At 73.8% G+C, this 19,281-nt stretch carries 15 protein-coding genes; 9 read left to right on the top strand and 6 right to left on the bottom strand.

Features of this window, described 5'->3' with window-relative positions; genetic code table 11:
- Window positions 1-10 precede the first annotated feature (10 nt).
- The 3 genes from pdxS to ACVJO7_RS03435 all read left to right on the top strand — a co-directional run bounded on the left by pdxS (window position 11) and on the right by ACVJO7_RS03435 (window position 4,402).
- Window positions 11-928, top strand: a complete 918-nt coding sequence (pdxS, locus tag ACVJO7_RS03445) for a pyridoxal 5'-phosphate synthase lyase subunit PdxS (protein ID WP_358489229.1) — start codon at window positions 11-13, stop codon at window positions 926-928.
- 951 nt (window positions 929-1,879) lie between these two features.
- Complete coding sequence (locus ACVJO7_RS03440) at window positions 1,880-2,764, top strand: glycoside hydrolase family 16 protein (RefSeq protein ID WP_491671681.1); 885 nt, start codon at window positions 1,880-1,882, stop codon at window positions 2,762-2,764.
- A 171-nt stretch (window positions 2,765-2,935) separates the two neighbouring features.
- Window positions 2,936-4,402, top strand: coding sequence for a DUF2867 domain-containing protein (locus ACVJO7_RS03435; protein ID WP_491671680.1), 1,467 nt, complete (start codon window positions 2,936-2,938; stop codon window positions 4,400-4,402).
- A gap of 77 nt (window positions 4,403-4,479) precedes the next feature.
- Here the strand turns inward: ACVJO7_RS03435 and ACVJO7_RS03430 are convergent, their stop codons facing one another.
- The 4 genes from ACVJO7_RS03430 to ACVJO7_RS03415 are packed head-to-tail and all read right to left on the bottom strand — an operon-like array spanning window position 4,480 to window position 8,850.
- Complete coding sequence (locus ACVJO7_RS03430) at window positions 4,480-5,724, bottom strand: ABC transporter ATP-binding protein (RefSeq protein WP_491671679.1); 1,245 nt, start codon at window positions 5,722-5,724, stop codon at window positions 4,480-4,482.
- A 35-nt stretch (window positions 5,725-5,759) separates the two neighbouring features.
- A complete protein-coding gene (locus ACVJO7_RS03425) occupies window positions 5,760-6,593 on the bottom strand; it encodes a carbohydrate ABC transporter permease (protein ID WP_344029886.1) in 834 nt (277 codons plus the stop codon).
- On the bottom strand, window positions 6,593-7,558 hold the full coding sequence (locus ACVJO7_RS03420) for a carbohydrate ABC transporter permease (protein ID WP_491671678.1): 966 nt from the start codon (window positions 7,556-7,558) through the stop codon (window positions 6,593-6,595). The genes ACVJO7_RS03425 and ACVJO7_RS03420 overlap by 1 nt, the downstream gene beginning before the upstream one ends.
- Complete coding sequence (locus tag ACVJO7_RS03415) at window positions 7,555-8,850, bottom strand: extracellular solute-binding protein (protein ID WP_491671677.1); 1,296 nt, start codon at window positions 8,848-8,850, stop codon at window positions 7,555-7,557. Before ACVJO7_RS03415 ends, ACVJO7_RS03420 begins: the two co-directional genes overlap by 4 nt.
- 226 nt (window positions 8,851-9,076) lie before the next feature.
- On the opposite strand from ACVJO7_RS03415, the gene ACVJO7_RS03410 reads away from it, so the two are divergent.
- Together ACVJO7_RS03410 and ACVJO7_RS03405 are read left to right on the top strand one after the other, a co-directional pair.
- The gene (locus tag ACVJO7_RS03410; RefSeq protein WP_491671676.1) at window positions 9,077-10,096 is read left to right on the top strand and encodes a LacI family DNA-binding transcriptional regulator; all 1,020 of its coding nucleotides are present in this window, start codon (window positions 9,077-9,079) and stop codon (window positions 10,094-10,096) included.
- Window positions 10,096-11,358 carry a DUF4032 domain-containing protein gene (locus ACVJO7_RS03405; protein ID WP_491671675.1) on the top strand — a complete coding sequence of 421 codons (1,263 nt, stop codon included), beginning with the start codon at window positions 10,096-10,098 and terminating at the stop codon, window positions 11,356-11,358. The genes ACVJO7_RS03410 and ACVJO7_RS03405 overlap by 1 nt, the downstream gene beginning before the upstream one ends.
- A 22-nt stretch (window positions 11,359-11,380) precedes the next feature.
- On the opposite strand, the gene ACVJO7_RS03400 is transcribed toward ACVJO7_RS03405, so the two are convergent.
- Entirely contained in the window at window positions 11,381-13,453 is a 2,073-nt protein-coding gene (locus tag ACVJO7_RS03400) for an elongation factor G (protein ID WP_491671674.1), read from the bottom strand.
- A 130-nt stretch (window positions 13,454-13,583) separates the two neighbouring features.
- Here ACVJO7_RS03400 and ACVJO7_RS03395 point away from each other — a divergent pair, with 130 nt between their 5' ends.
- The 4 genes from ACVJO7_RS03395 to ACVJO7_RS03380 all read left to right on the top strand — a co-directional run bounded on the left by ACVJO7_RS03395 (window position 13,584) and on the right by ACVJO7_RS03380 (window position 17,264).
- Window positions 13,584-14,990: an NAD-dependent malic enzyme gene (locus tag ACVJO7_RS03395; protein ID WP_491671673.1), complete on the top strand. Its 1,407-nt coding sequence runs from the start codon at window positions 13,584-13,586 to the stop codon at window positions 14,988-14,990.
- Between the two features lie 218 nt (window positions 14,991-15,208).
- Window positions 15,209-15,823 (top strand): pyridoxal 5'-phosphate synthase glutaminase subunit PdxT, encoded by a 615-nt coding sequence (pdxT, locus tag ACVJO7_RS03390; protein WP_491671672.1) that lies wholly within the window; start codon window positions 15,209-15,211, stop codon window positions 15,821-15,823.
- A gap of 98 nt (window positions 15,824-15,921) precedes the next feature.
- Window positions 15,922-16,383 carry a hypothetical protein gene (locus tag ACVJO7_RS03385; protein WP_344029907.1) on the top strand — a complete coding sequence of 154 codons (462 nt, stop codon included), beginning with the start codon at window positions 15,922-15,924 and terminating at the stop codon, window positions 16,381-16,383.
- 77 nt (window positions 16,384-16,460) lie between these two features.
- Window positions 16,461-17,264: a hypothetical protein gene (locus ACVJO7_RS03380; RefSeq protein WP_491671671.1), complete on the top strand. Its 804-nt coding sequence runs from the start codon at window positions 16,461-16,463 to the stop codon at window positions 17,262-17,264.
- Here the strand turns inward: ACVJO7_RS03380 and ACVJO7_RS03375 are convergent.
- Entirely contained in the window at window positions 17,172-19,259 is a 2,088-nt protein-coding gene (locus ACVJO7_RS03375) for a heavy metal translocating P-type ATPase (protein ID WP_491671670.1), read from the bottom strand. The two genes, ACVJO7_RS03380 and ACVJO7_RS03375, sit on opposite strands and share 93 nt — an antisense overlap.
- Window positions 19,260-19,281: the final 22 nt, after the last annotated feature.

The following is a 19,281-nucleotide window of genomic DNA, read 5'->3' as shown; positions in this document are numbered from 1 at the left end:
CCGATCACCCGTGTCCGCAGCTGATAACACCCCGGAGAACGCCGGTCCGCAGCACGGCACCGCGCGGGTCAAGCGCGGCATGGCCGAGATGCTCAAGGGCGGTGTGATCATGGACGTGGTCACCCCGGACCAGGCGAAGATCGCCGAGGACGCCGGCGCCGTGGCCGTCATGGCCCTCGAGCGCGTGCCCGCGGACATCCGCGCGAACGGCGGTGTGGCCCGGATGTCCGACCCGGACATGATCGCCGGCATCGTCGAGGCGGTGTCCATCCCGGTGATGGCGAAGGCCCGGATCGGACACTTCGTCGAGGCCCAGGTCATCCAGTCGCTAGGTGTCGACTACATCGACGAGTCCGAGGTGCTCACCCCGGCCGACGAGGCGCACCACATCGACAAGTGGGCGTTCACCGTGCCGTTCGTGTGCGGCGCGACGAACCTCGGCGAGGCGCTCCGCCGGATCTCCGAGGGCGCGGCGATGATCCGGTCCAAGGGCGAGGCCGGCACCGGCAACGTCGTCGAGGCCACCCGGCACATGCGCTCGATCCGGTCCGAGATCGGCAGGCTCGCCTCGCTCGACGCCGCCGAGCTCTACATCGCGGCCAAGGAGCTGCGGGCCCCGGTCGAGCTGGTCGCCGAGGTCGCCCGCACCGGCAAGCTCCCGGTCGTGCTGTTCACCGCGGGCGGCATCGCCACCCCGGCCGACGCGGCGATGATGATGCAGCTCGGCGCCGAGGGCGTGTTCGTCGGTTCCGGCATCTTCAAGTCCGGCGACCCGGCACAGCGCGCGTCGGCGATCGTGAAGGCCACCACCTTCCACGACGACCCGGACATGATCGCGAAGGTGTCCCGCGGCCTGGGCGAGGCGATGGTCGGGATCAACATCCCGGACATCCCGGAGGACCAGCGCTACGCCTCCCGCGGCTGGTAACACCGCCCGCAGCAGTCCCGTCGAGCCCCGCCCGGTCGATCCGGTCGGGGCTCGACGCATGTGCGGCACCCGGGGGACGTGGCTCCACGGCGGGGTGAACGATCCGGTCCCTCGGAAGCGGCCCGTGTCCGATCCCGACACGTTTCGTGGTCACTCGCAGGCGGGGTTGCCTACTCGATGTGGTGAGAGCGGTGCGCGTGGTGACGGTGTGACATCTAGCGTCCTCGGTGAATCACGAGACCGATGGGGCGGAGGAGCCTGATGGGACGCTCTGTGCGAGCCGCAGCGATCGCCGCGGCCATGCTGATCAGCCTGCCGGCGGCGGCGTTCGCCGACACCGGGGCCGCGGCGCACCCGGGAGCGGTCGCCGCGGTGGACTGCCCGGCCCCGGGTGCCGGCGCCGGTCCGGCCGGCAGCGACCCGGCCGGGACCGCTCCGGGCGCCGGCTCCGCTCCGGATGCCGGCTCGGCTGCGGATGCCGGGACCGCTGCGGGTGGGGGCTCTGCTCCGGATGCCGGCTCGGCTGCGGATGCCGGGACCGCTGCGGGTGGGGGCTCTGCTCCGGATGCCGGCTCCGCTGCGGGTGGGGCCGGTGCGGGTTCCGGCCCGGACGCGGGAGGCAGTGACGGTACCGCCGGGACGGGGAAGCCCGGCGGCACCGGTACCTCCGCGGCCGGGGCAGCGGGCTCCGAGATCGCCCCCGGGGCCCCCGGTGACGGGACCGGTTCAGGCGGCTCCGGTGACTCCGGCCCGGGGCCGGATGCCGGCTCCGGTTCGGGCGACGGCTCCGACTTCGGCTCCGGTTCCGGCGACGCCGCCCCCGGCCCGGGAGACGACCCGGCCCCGGGCGACGGACCCGGATCGGGCGGTGCCACCGGTCCCGGGGCTGCGCCGGGTCCGGGCGGCGACCCGGGTCCGGGAGACGACGCGGCGGGTTCCGGCGGCGCCCCGGTGTCCCCGGGCGGCACGACCGACCCGGCGACCGACCCGGCCGACTGCGATCCGGCCGCCACGCCCGACGACCCGGCCGCACCCGCGACCCCGTCGGACCCGGCCGAGCCCGGGGCCTACGCCGGCGCGGACACCAGCGCCGCGACCGCACACGGCTGGGGCGAGCCGGACCACGTCGACGAGTTCGACACCGAGCTCAGCGGCTGGAACCTCTACGACGGCCCCGGCCACGCCGGTGAGGGCAGCCGGTCCCCGGCCGCTGCCTCGGTCGAGAACGGGATCCTCACCATCGACGGCGACGCCGACGGCACCACGGCCGGGATGGCGTGGACCGGGAACAGCCAGAAGTACGGCCGCTGGGAGGGCCGCGTCCGCGCGCCCGAGTCGGATCCGACGTACAACGCCCTGCTGCTGCTCTGGCCCACTGCGGAGGACTTCCCGGTCGGCGGCGAGATCGACTTCATGGAGATGACCGACCACACCCGCCAGACGACCGAGCTGTTCCTGCACTACGGCGAGGACAACAGCCAGGTGCAGGGCGAGGTCGAGATCGACGGCACGCAGTGGAACAACTGGGCCGTCGAGTGGACGCCGGACAGCGTCGTCGCCTACGTCAACGGCGAGGAGTGGTGGCGCACCGAGGACACCTCGATCCTGCCGCCCGGCCCGATGCACCTGTGCATCCAGCTCGACTGGTTCCCGGACGGCGACGGCGAGGTGGCGCCGTCGAAGATGGAGGTCGACTGGGTCCGCCAGTACTCGCTGCCCGAGTCCGAGACGACCGGCGCCGCCGAGGGACTCGTCCAGGATCTGGGCGAGCGGATCACCGAGGGCGTCCGCGATCCGGTGCAGGGCGCCGCGACCCGCGCGCCGAGCGGGCACTGACCGACCGGCCGGACACACCGAGATGCAGATCAGCGGGCCCGTGCGAGGGGCCGGCGCCCGCTGATCTGCATCTCGGCGGGTCCGGGGGTGCGACTCGACGCGGGACGAGCAGCGCGCGGGGAGACGCATCCCACCGCGCGCCCCGGGCCCGCGGCGGCGAGGATCGTCGCCATGCACGTCCTCGTCGTCGGCGCCACCGGCTACATCGGTTCACGCCTCGTCCCGCGCCTGCTCGGCGACGGCCACGCGATCCGGGTCCTCGCCCGCACCCCCGCGAAGGTCCAGGTCCATGCCTGGGCGGACGCGGTCGAGGTGCTCCCCGGCGACGCGACGGACGCCGCGGCGCTGCGTGCGGCCTGCACGGGCGTCGACGCCGTCGTCCATCTGGTGCACGCGATGGACGGTCCCGGCTACGCCGACCGGGACCGGGACGCCGCCCGGGCGCTGGCCGACGGCGCCGCCGCGGCGGGCGTCCGGCGGATCGTCTACCTGGGTGGGCTGCAGCCGGACGACGACGCCGGCACCGTCTCCGGGCACCTGAGCTCGCGCCGCGAGGTCGGCGACATCCTGCTCGACGGGCCGGTTCCGGTCGCCGTGCTGCGCGCCGGGATCGTGGTCGGGACCGGCTCGGCGAGCTTCGAGATGATCCGGCACCTGACCGACGTCGCGATGGGCGGCCCGCTGGTGCTGCCGCTGCCGGACCGGTTGTGGAACCGGATCCAGCCGGTCGCGGTGGACGACGTCCTGCACACCGTCGCCGGCTGCCTGGAGCTGCCCGCCGAGGTGGACCGGGCGTTCGACATCGGCGGGCCGGACGTGCTCACCTACCGCGCGCTGATGAGCGGGTACGCGGCCGAGGCCGGTCTGCGCCGGCCGCTGCCGCTGCCGGTCCCGCTGTCGGCGCCCCGGCTCACCGCGCGCGCGGTCGCCGCGCTCACCCCGGTGGACCGGGCGCTGGCCCGGCCGCTCGTCGAGTCGATGCGGCACGAGCTGGTCTGCGACCCGGCCGACCTGGCGGCCCTCGACGCGCTGGTCGGCGCCCCGCCGGGCGGCCGGACGCCCTACCGCACGGCCGTCCGCCGCGCCCTGGACGGCGTCGGCGCTGCCGGGCCGGGACCGTCCGACCCGCCCGGCAGCGGCCCCGCCGAGTGGGCCAGCACCGACGCGCAGGACGTGGACGCGCCGGCGCACGCGGTCTGGTCGGTGATCGAGACCCTCGGCGGCGAGCACGGCTGGTACACCGTGCCCGGGGTGGCGACGGTGACCGGCTTCCTGGACGTGCTGGCCGGCGGCCGGCTGCCGCGCCGCCACTCCGACGGCCCGCCGCGGCTGCTCGCCGGTGAGCCGCTGGACCGCTGGGTGATCGAGTCGGTGGAGCCGGGGGAGCGGCTGGTGCTGCGCGCGGCCGCCCCGCTGCCCGGGGTCGCGCGGCTGGAGCTGCGGGTCCGCGCCACCGGCCGGCTGACCAGCCGCTACGAGCAGACCGTGCGGTTCACCCCGCGCGGGCTGGCCGGACGCCTGGCCTGGCTGGCCGCGTACCCGGGCCAGCGCTTCGTGTTCGCGGTGATGGCGCAGACCCTCACCGGCGTCGCGCACACCCGCTACCAACAGCAGCTGCGCAGCCCGTCGAGGAGGTGACGGCCCGGTACACACCCCGTGACCCCGGCTCACACCTGCTGCGACGGGTGTGAGCCGGGGCCACGGGGTGTGAGCCGTCAGGCCTGGGCCGCCTCCCGGGCGTTCGCGACCTGCTCGGCGCGGTCCTCGGCGGCGATCCGGGTCAGCTCGGCGCCGGCCTCGGGATCGCGGGTGAGGTTATCGCCGGACTCCGGATCGAAGACGTGGATCTTGCGCGTGTCCAGCCAGAACTCCGCCTCGCGGCCCTCCCGGATCCGGCTGGTCGAGTCGATCGACACGATCGCCTGGGTGCGCAGCTGGTCCGAGTCGAGCTCGCGGGACAGCTCCTTGAGCTTGGCCTCCACCTCGGCGGGCGCCTCGTACGGGATGTAGGCGAACTGCGAGTCGCCCAGCCACTCGGTCACGTCGACCCGCGCGGTGAAGGTCGAGCCGAGCGGCTTCTTCGCCTCGTCGACCAGGGACGCGTCCTCGAAGTACTCGGGCCGGATCCCGACGAGCACCAGGTCCTTGCCCGCCACCTTCGCGGCACGGTCCGCGTCCAGCTCGATCTTCCCGAACGGGGTGTCGAGCGCGGACTCCGACACCGTGGCGGGCAGGAAGTTCATCGGTGGCGAGCCGATGAACCCGGCGACGAACAGGTTGACCGGCTGCTCGTAGAGCTCGCGCGGCGAGGCGACCTGCTGGATGACGCCCTTGCGCAGCACGCAGACCCGGTCGCCGAGGGTCATCGCCTCGGTCTGGTCGTGCGTGACGTAGACGGTGGTGATGCCCAGCCGCCGCTGCAGCCGGGCGATCTCGGTGCGCATCTGGCCGCGCAGCTTGGCGTCGAGGTTGGACAGCGGCTCGTCGAACAGGAACGCGTCGGCGTCGCGGACGATCGCGCGGCCCATCGCGACCCGCTGCCGCTGCCCGCCGGAGAGGTTCGCCGGCTTGCGCTGCAGGTGCTCGTTCAGCTCCAGCACGGCCGCGGCGTCGTTGACCTTCTTCTGGACCTCCTCCTCGGGCATCTTGGCCAGGCGCAGCGGGAAGGCGATGTTCTCGAAGACCGACAGGTGCGGGTAGAGCGCGTAGTTCTGGAACACCATCGACAGGTTCCGGTCCCGCGGGGCCTTCTCGTTGACCCGGGTGCCGCCGATGACCATGTCGCCGGAGGTGATGTCCTCCAGGCCGACGATCATCCGCAGCAGGGTCGACTTCCCGCAGCCGGACGGGCCGACGAGGATCATGAACTCGCCGTCGGCGATGTCCATGCTCACGTCGTTGACCGCCGGGTAGCCGTCACCGTACTTCTTGACGATGTTCTTCATCTCGATCGACGCCATGTCCGATCGGGTCCTCTCTCTCGCAGAAGTACGGGTCAGCCCTTGACGGCGCCGTTGGTGAGACCGGCGACGATGCGCCGCTGGAAGATCAGCACGAGCACGACGACCGGGATGGTCACGATCACCGCCGCCGCGGCGATCGGGCCGTTCGGCGACTCGAACTGGGACGCCCCGGAGAACAGTCCCAGCGCCGCCGGGACCGGCCGGGCCGCCCCGGTCGAGGTGAGCGAGATGCCGTAGGCGAAGTCGTTCCAGGCGATGAAGAACGCCAGGATGGCCGTGGTGAACACGCCCGGCGTCGCGAGCGGCACGATCACCTTGCGGAACGCCTGCCAGCTGGTCGCGCCGTCGACCTGCGCGGCCTGCTCCATCTCCCACGGGATCTCCCGGAAGAACGCCGACATCGTCCAGATCGACAGCGGCAGCGTCAGCGACAGGTACGGGATGATCAGGCCGGGCCAGGTGTCATAGAGCCCGATCTGGCGCCACAGGTTGTACAGCGGCGTGACGATCGAGATGACCGGGAAGATCGCCACCGCGAGCGCGGTGGACAGGATCAGCTTCTTGCCCCGGAAGTCCAGCCGGGCGATCGCGTACGCCGCGAACATCGACAGCACGCAGGCGATGAACGTGGAGATCAGCACGATGCCGAAGGAGTTCCGCAGCGCGGGCAGGAACAGCTCGGCCGCGTCACCGACCAGGATCTGGGAGTAGTTCTCCCAGGACACGGCGGTCGGCAGGAACTGGCCGTTGGCGATGTCGGCCGACGACTTCAGCGACAGCGACACGATCCAGCCGACCGGGAACAGCGCGTAGATCACGATCGCGATGCCGGCGACGATCCACAGGACCCTCTCGCGGGTGGACATCACTTCTCCCCTCGGGCCTGGGACAGGTCGACCTTGAAGCCCTTGATGAACCCGACGCAGATCACCACGACGGACAGGAACAGCAGCACCGACACCGCGGAGCCGAGCCCGATCTCCAGCCGGGCGATCGTCTGCCGGTAGGCCAGGAACGACACCGTCTCGGTGTTGTTCGCGCCGCCGGTCATCACGAAGACGGTGTCGAACACCCGGAAGGCGTCCAGCGTCCGGAACAGCAGGGCCACCATGATGGCGGCCTTCATGTTCGGGATGGTCACCTTCCACATCCGCTGCCACCAGGAGGCGCCGTCCACCCGGGCGGCCTCCTGCAGCACGTCCGGCACCTGGGCGAGGCCGGCGAGCAGCAGCAGCGAGATGAACGGCGTCGTCTTCCAGATCTCGGCCAGGCAGATCACGAACAGCGACGACCAGGTGCCGCCGAACCAGTCGGTGTCCGCGGCCACCCCGGGCAGCCAGGAGAACCAGGAGTTCACGAAGCCGGAGTCCAGCGAGAACGCGTACTGCCAGGCGAACGCCGACACGACCGTGATCACCGCGTACGGGATCAGGATCGCGGCCCGCAGGACCGGCCGGATCGCCTTGAGCGCGTTCATCATCACCAGCGCCAGCGCGAAGCCGAGCACCAGCTCGATCGCGACCGTCACCACCGTGATGAACACGGTCACGCCGAACGAGATCCACCAGATCTCGTCGGTGAGGATGACCGCGTAGTTGTTCAGCCCGATGAACGAGATGTTGTCCGGGTCGGTCAGCCGGTAGTTGAACAGCGAGTAGTAGACGGCCTGGGCGATCGGGTACGCCGTGACCAGCAGCATGATCACGAACGCCGGGCCGGCGAGCATCCAGCCCAGCCGCTGCTCGGAACGGGCCTTGTCGCTGGTGCCCGGGCCGGCCGGTGACGCGGGGACGGCGCCCCCGGTGCCGGTCCGCTCCGTCGTCGTCGTCACAGCAGCTGCTCCTTCGCCAGGACCGCGCGGATCAGCTCGGCGGTCGCGGGGCCGACGGTGGCCGGGTCGATGCCGGCCGACGGGTGGTAGTTGCGCTGGATCGACTCGGAGACCTCGCTGTAGTAGGCGGTCTGCGGCCGCGGCTTGGCCTGCTGCAGCGACTGCTCGATCAGCGGCGCCATCGGGAACTGCTCCAGCACCTCGGGATCGGTGAACACCGACTCCTTCGCCGCCGGGTTGCCGTTGGTCAGCATGTACTGCTTCTGGTTCTCCTCGGAGACGATGCACTCGGCGGCCCGGTAGGCCAGGTCGACGTGCGGGCTGAAGGCGCCCACCCCGAGGTTGATCCCGCCGTACGGCGGCGCCGACGGCCTGCCCGCCTCGGTCTGCGGGTACAGCGCCCAGCCGAAGTCGTCGGCGACCGACTGCTCCACGCTGCCGTCGGCGACGGCGCTGTTGACCTTGCCCCAGACGAACGGCCAGTTCACCTGGAACATCGCCGCGTCGCCCTGGAAGGCGTTGGAGTTCTGGTCCTCGTCCGCGGTCGAGAAGCCCGGCCCGGCGACCTGGGAGACCTGCCGCATGATCTCGGCGGCCTTGGTCGCGGCGGGGGAGTCGAGCCCCAGCTCGATGCCCTCCGGGTCACCCGGCGACGGGTTGGTGATGATCTCCCCGCCGCCCGACTCGACCAGCGCGTTCAGCCACACCGTCATCGACTCGGCGCGCGCGCCCTGGGCGGCGATCTGCTTGTCGCCCTGCTGGGCGGCCTCGATGATCTGGTCCCAGGTGATCGGGGCGTCCATGTCGAGCCCGGTGGCCTCGACCTGGGACGTGCGGTACCAGAGCAGCTGGGTGTTCGCCCAGAACGGGACGGTGACCAGCTCGCCGTTCCAGCTGGCGCCCTCGACCGCCGAGTTCACCACGCCCTCGGTGGTGCGCGCGCCGACGTCCTCGGGCACCGGGGCGAGGAACCCGGCCTCGGCGAACTCCGGGATGTAGGGCGGGTCGATGCTCATGAGGTCGATCGAGGCGTCGTTCGCCGCGAGCCGCCGGACGAGCTGCTGGCGCTGCTCGCCGGCCTGCCGGGGGAGCACCGACACCGCGATCCGGTATGCGCCGCCGGAGTCGGCGGTGCAGGCGGCCGCGATCTCGGCCTGCCCGCCGTCGTCCGGGTTGATGTACCAGTTGAGCACCGGCGGGCCGTCGGATGCGCCGCCGCACCCGGCCAGGCCCGCGAGGGCGGCGGCGGCGACACCGGCGGCCAGTCCCCTCCTCCACCGTGCGCGACGCATGGTCAACCTCGACCCCCAGTGCTCGGCGTGGCCAGGGCGGGTCGGGGCCGACCCGTCCTGGAAGCGTTTGCGGTCAGAGACTTTCGAGGCTTGTCACGATCGTGTCAAGCTTCACAGCCGAACGGTTACCACCACGTGTCATTCCCGGTCAGTAGCTGATCTTCGGAATCGATTCTGAGCCTGAACCGTGTTGCAATCGCTTCCAGCATTCGCCATACATGGGGTCGTGGCCGGACCGGTGAACCTGGCGGACGTGGCCCGGCGGGCCGGTGTCTCGTCGGCCACCGCGTCGCGCGCGCTGAGCGACCACCCGCACGTCGCGGCCGCGACCCGGGAGCGCGTCTGGCAGGCCGCACGGGACCTGGAGTACGTCGCCTCGCCGGACGCGACCGGCCTGGCCCGCGGCACCACCGGCCGGGTCGCCGTCGTCGTGCCGCACCTGGCCCGGTGGTGGTTCGGCGCGGCGCTGGAGGGCCTGTCCGGGGCGCTCCGCGCGGCCGGGCTGGACCTGCTGCTCTACCGGCTCGGCGACCCCGCGGCCCGGCAGACTTTCTTCGACGAGCTGCCGGCCCGCCGCCGGGCGGACGCCGTCGTGCTGCTCGGGTTCGGCGTCGACGAGCGGGAACGAGAGCGGCTGGACCGGATCGGCGTCGGCATCGTCGCCGCGGGCACCCGGGTCGGGTCGCACCCGTCGGTTTCGATCGACGAGTACGCCGCGGGCCGGCAGGCGATGGACCACCTGTTGCACTTGGGGCACCGCCGGATCGGGATGATCGTCGCCGCTGATCCGGAGCTCGACCTCGCCCAGCCCGCAGGCCGGTCGGCCGCCTACCGTGCGGCGCTCGCCGACGCCGAGATCGACCCGGACCCGGACCTGACCGCCACCGTCACCTGGAGCCCGGAGTGCGGCGCCCGCGCGATGAGCGGGCTGCTCGGGCTGGCCCGCCCGCCGACCGCGGTCTACGCGCACTCCGACGAGATCGCGCTCGGCGCGCTGCGGACGCTGCGCCGGGCCGGCTACCGGGTCCCCGGGGACGTGTCGGTGATCGGGATCGACGACCATCCGCTGGCCGCGATCACCGATCTCTCGACGGTCGCCCAGCCGGCCGCCGAACAGGGCGAGCTGGCCGCCCGGACGGTGCTGGCCGGGCTCGCGGGCGAGCCGGTGGACCCGATCGTGACGGTGCCGACCCGGCTGGTCATCCGCGGCACCAGCGGCCGCCCGCCCGGGCCGGGAGCGCCCTGATGGCGGCGCTGCCGGAGCTGGTCCTGCGGGCACCCTGCCCGGGGCTGCTCGCGCTGCCCTGGGACCGCCCGCTGGCCGAGTGGCAGGCGACCGAGGTGCCGCTGCGCGACATCGCCGTCGGCCCGAGCCGGCACCTGGTCCGCTTCGTCGAGGCCGACGGCGAGCTGTGGGCGCTCAAGGACATGCCCGAGCGGATCGCCCGCCGCGAGTACGGGGTGCTGCGGTACCTGGAGGAGGAGTGCCTGCCCGCGGTCCGCCCGGCCGGGCTGGTGCTGCAGCCCGAGCACGACACCGCGGTGCTGGTCACCCGCTACCTGCAGGGCTCCTGGCAGTACCGGCGGCTGATCATGCGGCTGCCGCCGAACCAGCCCCGGCAGCGGGCCCGGCTCTTCGACGGGATGATCTCGCTGCTGGTCGACCTGCACCGCAACGGCGTGTTCTGGGGCGACTGCTCGCTGGCGAACACGCTGTTCATGCGGGACGGACAGACCCTGCAGGCCTACCTGGTCGACGCCGAGACCAGCGAGATCCATGCCGAGCTGTCGGACGGCCAGCGCGAGCACGACCTGATGATCCTGGTGGAGAACGTGGCCGCCGGGATGATCGACCTCGCGACCCGGCTGGAACGCCCGCCGGAAATCATCCCGCAGCTGATCGACGAGGCGAACGCGCTCCCGGACCGCTATCGCGCGCTCTGGGACGTGCTGCACGCCACGCCGGTCTTCGCGTTCGGCGACCGGTACCGGATCGAGGGCACGATCCGCGAGCTGAACGAGCTCGGGTTCGTCGTCGACGAGGTGTCCCTGCAGCCGGTCGGCGGGGACCGCGCGCGGCTGCAGATCGCCGTCGGGGACCGGAACTTCCACAGCGACCAGCTGCGCAAGCTGACCGGGCTGGACGTGGGGGAGGGGCAGGCCCAGGTGCTGCTCGGCGACCTGCGCGCGCACCAGGACTGGATGTGCCGGCGCACCGGGTCCGAGGTGCCCGACCGGGTCGCGGCGCGCAGCTGGCTGGACACCTGCCTGATCCCCGGCACCCGCGCCGCGCACGAGGCGCTCGGCCGGGTCGGCTCGGACGTGCAGGCCTACTGCGACCTGCTCGAGGTCCGCTGGCTGCTGTCCGAACGGGCCGGGTACGACGTCGGCAACGAGGCCGCGCTGGCCGAGCTCGGGGCGTCCGCGCCGACCGACTCGGCGGCCAAGACCGCCGTCGCCGACGCCCCGACCGGGCAGATCCCGCGGGTCGCCGACGACGAGCCCTGACCCGCGGCCCCGCCCCGGTGGTTCAGGGCCGCTCGGACCAGCGGGCGAACCGCCTTGTGGCGACGGCGGTGCCCGCGGTCAGCGAGCGCAGGTCGACGGCGTGCCGCAGCAGCTCCGCGCGCGGCACCTCGGCCCGCACGTCGGTGTGCCCCGCCCCGGACGGCTCGGTGGCCAGCACCCGTCCGCGGCGGGCCGAGAGGTCGCCGAGGACGGCGCCGAGGTGCTCGTCGCGGACCCGGACGGCGACCTCGTCGACCGGTTCGAGCAGGACCAGCCCGCACTCGTCGGCCATCGCGCGCACGGCCAGCGCACCGGCCGTCTGGAAGGCGGCGTCGGAGGAGTCGACGCTGTGCGCGCGGCCGTCCACCAGCCGTGCGACGACGTCGACCACCGGATGCGGGTCGCCGCCCTCGACGACCGGCAGGCCTCGGTCGAGCTGGGCGCGGATGCCCTTCTCGACGCTCGGCACGTACTGGCCGGGGACGGCGCCGCCGACCACGGCCGAGCCGAACACCAGCCCGGAGCCCCGCTCGCCGGGGGCGAACTCGACGTGGCAGACCGCGAACTGGCCGTGCCCGCCGGACTGCTTGACGTGCCGCCCGGTGACCCGCCCGGGCCGGGCCGGGGTGGCGCGCAGCGGGACCCGCACGTCGACGACGTCGACCCGGACGCCGGCGTCGTGCAGCCGCCCGAGCGCCACGTCGGCGTGCGCCTCGCCGGCGCACCACAGCACAGTCTGGCGGGTCTCCGGGTCGCGCTCCAGGCGCAGCCCCGGATCGGTGGCGACCAGCCGGGTGAGGCCGCGGGCGACGGCGTCCTCCTCGCTGCGGTCGCGCGCCTCGACGGCGACCGGGAACAGCGGCTCGGGCCGCGGCCAGCCGGCCAGGTGCACCGGATCGGCCGGATCGGACAGGACGTCGCCGACGGCGGCCTCCAGCCGGGGGACCGCGCACAGGTCGCCCGCGACGCAACCGGTGGTCTCGCGCAGCAGGGCGCCGAGCGGTGAGTGCACGCGCCCGATCCGGCCGTCGAACTCGCGGGTGCTCTCCCGCGGGGCGTTCTCCGGGCTCTCCCGCGGGGCGGGGACGGCGCCGCCGAGGTGCACCGGCCCGTCCGGGCGCAGCGTCCCGGAGAACACCCGGACCAGGCAGATCCGCCCGACGTGCGGATCGGCGCCGGTGTGCACGACCTCGGCGACCAGCGGGCCGTCCGGGTCGGCGCGCAGCGGCCCGCGCCCCGGATCGGACGGGACCGGCGGCGGCCGGTCGACCGGGGCCGGGAAGACGGAGGTGAGGAGGTCCAGCAGCTGCCCAGGGCCGGTCCCGCCGGTCGTGCAGACCCCGACGACCGGATGGAACGACGCCCGGAGCAGCGCCGTGCGCATCGCGCCGCGCAGCGCGTCCGGCCCGACGGTGCCGCCACCGAGGTAGCTCTCCAGCAGCTCCTCGTCCTCGGACTGCTCGATGACCTGCTCGATCAGCGCCGCCCCGGCGTCGTCCCCGGCGGTGCGCAGGTCGCGCAGGCCGGTGGTGGTCCCGGCGTCGTCGCGGACCGGCAGGTGCAGTGCGACGACGCCGGCGCCGAACGCCGCCCGGCAGGCGGCCAGGGTCGCCCCGACGTCGGCGCGGGCGTCGTCGCAGCGGGTCAGCACGACCGCCCGCGGGATCCCCGCGCATTCCTCCCAGAGCGCCACCGTCCCCGGTTCGAGGGCGCCGTCGCGGCCCTCGGACGCCGGGAGCACGAACAGCGCCGCCTCGGCGGCCCGTAGCCCGGCCAGCATGCCGCCGCGGAAGTCCCCGTAGCCCGGGGTGTCGAGCAGGTTGACCGTGACGCCGTCCCAGCGCAGCGGCGCGAGCGCCAGGCCCACCGACCGGTGCCTGCGGACCGCCGCCGGATCGTGGTCGCAGACGGTGGTGCCCTCGGTCACCGATCCGGCCCGCCCGATCGCACCGGCGTGCACCAGCAGCGTCTCCGCCAGGGTGGTCTTCCCCGCGCCGGACGGGCCCACCAGCGCCACGTTGCGCACCAGCGCCGGATCGGTGACCGCCGCGACGGCGGACGTCCCGGTGCGTGCGCGATCCGCTCTGACCGCCATCACGACCACCTCCCGAAGGTGTCCTGGATCACACACCCGGCGGCGCGATCAACACAACCCCGGAACGGCGGACGGGCGTCACAGCGCCGACCGGCCGGTAACCACACGCTCGGCGGTACTGTTCCGGGCCGTGTCCATTCCCGGTCCCGGTTACGCCATCACCGCTCGCGTCGACGCCCCTGCCCGCCCCACGTCCGCCGGCGATCTTGCCGCCGCGGTCGGCCTGGTCGGTGGCGTGGTCACCGCATTCGACGTCGTCGAGGCCCGGACCGACTCGCTGGTCGTCGACATCTCGGTCAACGCCCGCAACACCGAGCACGTCGAGGAGATCAAGGCCGCGATCGACGGGCTCGACGGCTTCTCGGTCCGCAAGGTCTCCGACCGCACCTTCCTGCTGCACCTCGGCGGCAAGATCGAGGTGCGGTCCAAGGTCAACCTGCGCACCCGTGACGACCTGTCCCGCGCCTACACCCCGGGCGTCGCGCGGGTGTCGATGGCGATCGCGGACAACCCGGAGGACGCCCGCCGGCTGACCATCAAGCGGAACACCGTCGCGGTGGTCACCGACGGGTCCGCGGTGCTCGGGCTCGGCAACATCGGCGCCGCCGCCGCGATGCCGGTGATGGAGGGCAAGGCCGCACTGTTCAAGCAGTTCGCCGGTGTCGACGCCTGGCCGGTCTGCCTGGACACCCAGGACACCGAGGAGATCATCCGCACGGTCCAGGTGATCGCCCCCGGCTACGGCGGGATCAACCTGGAGGACATCGCCGCCCCGCGCTGCTTCGAGATCGAGGCGCGGCTGCGCGAGCTGCTCGACATCCCGGTCTTCCACGACGACCAGCACGGCACCGCCGTCGTCGTGCTCGGCGCGCTGCGCAACGCGCTGCGGGTGGTCGGCAAGAAGTTCTCCGACGTGCGGGTGGTCGTCTGCGGGGTCGGCGCGGCCGGCTCGGCGATCATCCGGCTGCTCGGCTCCGAGGAGACCGCGGACGTGGTCGCGGTCGACGTCGACGGCATCGTGCACCCGGACCGCCCGGACATGGACGACAACCTCCGCTCGATCGCGGCGCAGACCAACAAGGAGGGCAAGCAGGGCACCCTCGCCGACGCGCTGGTCGGTGCGGACGTGTTCGTCGGGGTCAGCGCGCCGAACCTGTTCGGGGCCGAGGAGCTGGCGACGATGAACTCCGACGCGATCGTGTTCGCGTTGGCCAATCCGGACCCGGAGGTCGACCCGACGGTCGCGATGCAGCACGCCGCCGTGGTCGCGACCGGCCGCTCGGACTACCCGAACCAGATCAACAACGTGCTGGCCTTCCCCGGCGTGTTCCGCGGCCTGCTCGACGCCCAGGCGCACGACATCACCGACGAGATGATGCTGGCCGCCGCCGCGGCCATCGCGAACGTGGTGGCCGAGCCGAACCCGTCGTTCATCGTGCCGAGCGTGTTCGACCAGAGCGTCGCGCCGGCCGTCGCCGATGCGCTGCGCGCGGTCGCCGGGAAGCAGGCGAAGCGGGGCGAGGTCGAGGTGAGCTGAGCCACCGCGCACTCCGTCCCCGTCGTCGCACCCCCGGCTGCACCCCGCACCCGCGGGAGCAGGTGCGCGGCGTATGCAGGGGTGCGACGAGCGCGGGCAGGGGGTGCGACGTCCGGGCAGGGGTGCGCCGTTCCGGTGCCACGCCGCGCGGGGAGGGTGCGCCGGCTCACCGGGGCCGTCGGCGTTCCCGCAGGTCGGACGGCGTTATCCTGGACGCCATGTCCTCCCCGACCGTCGGTGTCCTAGCCCTGCAGGGCAACGTCCGCGAGCACCTGGCCGCGCTGATCGCCGCCGGGGCGACCGCGGTGCCGGTGCGCCGGGCCGCCGAGCTGGACGCCGTCGACGGGATCGTCCTGCCGGGCGGCGAGTCGACCACAATGTCCAAGCTGCTCGACGCGTTCGAGCTGCTCGAGCCGCTGCGCGCCCGGCTGCGCGGCGGCCTGCCCGCCTACGGCTCGTGCGCCGGGATGATCCTGCTCGCCGACGAGATCATCGACGGCCGGCCCGACCAGCACCAGCTCGGCGGCCTGGACGTCGTCGTGCGGCGCAACGCCTTCGGCCGCCAGGTGGACTCGTTCGAGACCGACCTGGAGTTCGACGGCCTGACCGGCGAGCCGGTGCACGCGGTGTTCATCCGGGCGCCGTGGGTGGAGAAGACCGGCGGCGACGTCGAGGTGCTGGCGTCGGTCCCGCCGGTGGCCGGGGCCGGGGAGGCGGTCGGCCGCGCGGTCGCGGTGCGGCAGGGACCGGTGCTGGCGACGTCGTTCCATCCGGAGCTGACCGGTGACCGGCGGGTGCACGAGCTGTTCGTGCGCATGGTGCGCGCCGCCTGACACTGGTGCAGACCCGACCTGAGGGCGGGGGAGCGCCGTCTGTGTCCGGCGCCGCCTCCGGGCGAGAGTGAGGTGACCACCCACCTCCCGGAGGTTCGATGAGCACGCTCGCCGTCGCGCGGCCCGCGGCCGGCCCGGCGCCGCCACCCGTCGTCGGCGCGAGCGTGGTGCTGTGGCTGGGCGCGATCCTGGCGGGCGTCGCCGAGTCGATCGTCCGGCTGGCCGGCCCGGTCCCGCCCACCCTCGGCGAGCTGGCCGCCCGGTCCTCGATCTTCCTGGTGCTGGCGGTGCTCGTGGTCCAGCTGCGCACCGGGCGCGAGACGATCCGCTGGGCGGTGGTCGCGGCGCTCGGGGCGGTCGGGACGTGGGCGCTGCTCGGCGAGCCGGTGGACGCGTTGCTCGGCGGTGCGACCGTCGGCGGGTTCGTGGCCGCGGCGTCCGGCCCGGAGCTGCTCGCCGCCGGGCTGCGGACGTTGCAGCTCGCCGAGGTGCTGGCGGCGAGCGCGCTGCTGTTCCATCCCGCGTCGAACGGGTTCTTCCGCCCGGACCGGGCGGGCTGACGGCCGGGCCGGTCGGCCCGACCGTCCCGGGCCCGGCGCCCCTGCCACCGCGCCGCCGCACCGCGCACGATGGACCCATGAGGACGACGACGCGGACCGTCTCGCGGACGGTGCTGATGCGGACGGTGCTGACGGCAGCCGGGCTCGGGACCGGGCTGGCCCTGCGCGCGGCCCGCACCGGCGGGAGCACCCGCGCCGAGGCACTCGTCCCGCTGCCCGGGGACGTCCTGGTGCCGGACGCCACCGTGTCGATCACCCGGGCCGTCTCGATCGCCGCCCCGCCGGAGCAGGTGTGGCCGTGGCTGGTGCAGCTGGGGCAGGGCCGCGGCGGCTTCTACTCCTACGACGCGCTGGAGAACCTCGCCGGCCTGGACATCCACAGCGCCGACCGGATCGACCCGCGCTGGCAGGACCTGGCCGTCGGCGATCCGGTGCACCTGGCCCGCGACGTGGCGCTGCGGGTCGCCGCGCTGCAGCCCGGCGGACATCTCGTCCTGCTCGGGGCGCCCGGAGCGGGGGAGCCGGACGTCCTGCCGTTCCGGTTCTCCTGGGCGTTCGTGCTGCGCCACGGCGAACCCGGACCGGACGGGGTGCCGCGCACCCGGCTGCTGGTCCGGGAGCGCTACCGGCCGCGGTCGGTCGCGGCCCGGCTGATGATCGAGCTCGTGGTGCCGGTGAGCGCGGTGATGAGCTCCCGGATGCTGTGCGGCATCCGGGAGCGGGCCGAGCGCGGCGCGGCGCCGGTACCCCGGCGGGTGGGCCGACGCGGTGCACCGACCGGCGGGTGCTCAGCCGGTCAGCCGGTAGCGGATCAGCCGCGAACTGTTCCCGACGACGGCGACGCTGGACGCGTTGTGCAGGATCGCCGCGACCACCGGTGACATCGCCCCGCCCGCGGACACCAGCAAGCCGGCCGCGTTGACCGCGATCGACATCCCGTAGTTCTGCCGGATCAGGGTGATCGAGCGGCGGCCGAGATCGCGCAGCTCGAGCAGCGCGTCCAGGTCGTCGGCGGCCAGTGCGACGTCGGCGGTCTCCACCGCGACGTCGGTCCCGGCCACGCCCATCGCGATCCCGATGTCGGCGAGCGCGAGCGCCGGCGCGTCGTTGGTGCCGTCGCCGACCATCGCGACGGTGTGCCCCGCCTCCTGGAGGGCGCGCACGACGTCCTGCTTCTCCTCGGGCATGACCTGTGCCCGGTACTCGTCGATGCCCAGCTCCTCGGCGACCGCCTGGGCGGTGCGTGGGTGGTCGCCGGTGAGCATCACGATCCGCCGCACGCCGTCGGCCCGCAGCCGGTCCAGCACCGCGCGGGACTCCGGGCGCACGGTGTCGCGCAGCGACACCAGGCCGACCAGCTCGCCGTTGACGGCCAGCAGCAGCGGCGTCTCGGTGGCCCGCTGCAGCCGGCGGACCCAGTCGGCGGCCTTGCGGCTGACCCGCACCCCCTGGGCGCGCAGCAGCTCGCGGGACCCGATCAGCAGCACCCGGCCGTCGGCCTGCACGCGCATGCCCTGACCGACCAGCACCTCGCACTCCTCGTGCGGCGGGATCTCGATCCGGCGCTCCTCGGTGGACCGGATCACCGCCTGCGCCAGCGGGTGCCGGGAGTGGATCTCCGACGACGCCGAGTAGGCCAGCACCTGCTCGGGCGACCAGTCGTCGTGGAAGGAGATGACGTTGGTGACCACCGGGCGGCCCAGGGTGAGCGTGCCGGTCTTGTCGAACACGATCGCGTCGACCCGGGCGGCCGCCTCCAGGTGCGCGCCGCCCTTGATCAGGATGCCGCGCCGGGCGCCGTTGCCGATCGCCGCGCTGATCGCCGTCGGGGTGGACAGCCCGACCGCGCACGGGCAGGCGATGAGCAGCATCGTCATCGCCCGCCGGACGTCCCGGGTGGCCAGCAGGGTCAGCCCGGCCAGCAGGAACGAGGCCGGCACGAACCGCCGGGAGAAGTTCTCCCCGACGGTCTGGATCGGCGCCCGGTCGCCCTGCGCCTGCTCGACCCGGTCGATGATCCGGCCGATCGCGGTGTCCTGGCCGACCGCGGTGGCCCGCACGACGAGCCGGCCGCGCAGCAGCACCGAACCGGCGTGCAGCGGCGTGCCGGGGCCGACCGCGACGGGCAGCTGCTCGCCGGTGATCGCGGCCTGGTCGACGACGCCCTCGCCCTCGACGATCTCGCCGTCGACCGGCAGCACGATGCGCTCGTGCACCACGATCTCGTCGCCGATCACCAGGTCGGCGATGTCGACCTCGATCTCGGTGCCGTCGGCGAGGCGGGTCCAGGTCTTCGTGGTGGCGCCGGTGAGCAGCTCGGAGATCGCCCGGCGGGACCGGCGCAGCGTCAGGTCCTGCAGGTACTCGCCGATGTTGAGCAGCCAGAGCACGGTCAGCGCGACGACGTTCTCCCGCAGCACCAGGCTGGCGACGGTCGCCGCGGACACCAGCGCGTCGGTGCCTGCGCCGCGGCCGCCGGTCGGCGACCGGAGCGCGCCGCGCAGGAACGGGTAGCCGGTGAAGATCGTGACCCCGGTGGCGACGGTGCGGCTGGTCGGCCCGAGCACCGGCGGGCGGCGCAGGCCGTAGCGGCGCAGGCCGAGCGCGGCCAGCGCGATCCCGCCGACGACGAGCCGGGCGAGTTCACCGTGATGGGTGTCCGCCGAGCGGGGGGTGCGGGCCGCCGTCGCGCCGGGATCGGCGCCGAGGCCCTTGCCGATCGCCTCGGTCAGCTCGACCCGGTCGCAGCCGGACCGCACCCAGACCACGACGCTGCCGGTGCGCGGGTAGGCGTGCACCTGACGGACACCGGCGACGTGGTCGACCTGGTCCTCGACGGCGACGGCCAGCGCCACCCGGCCGCGCAGCGCGGGCACCGCGTAGCGGACCCGGCCCGCC

It is taken from the genome of Pseudonocardia sp. DxW (assembly GCF_058448985.1).
This window is presented reverse-complemented; position numbering and strand designations above follow the sequence as displayed.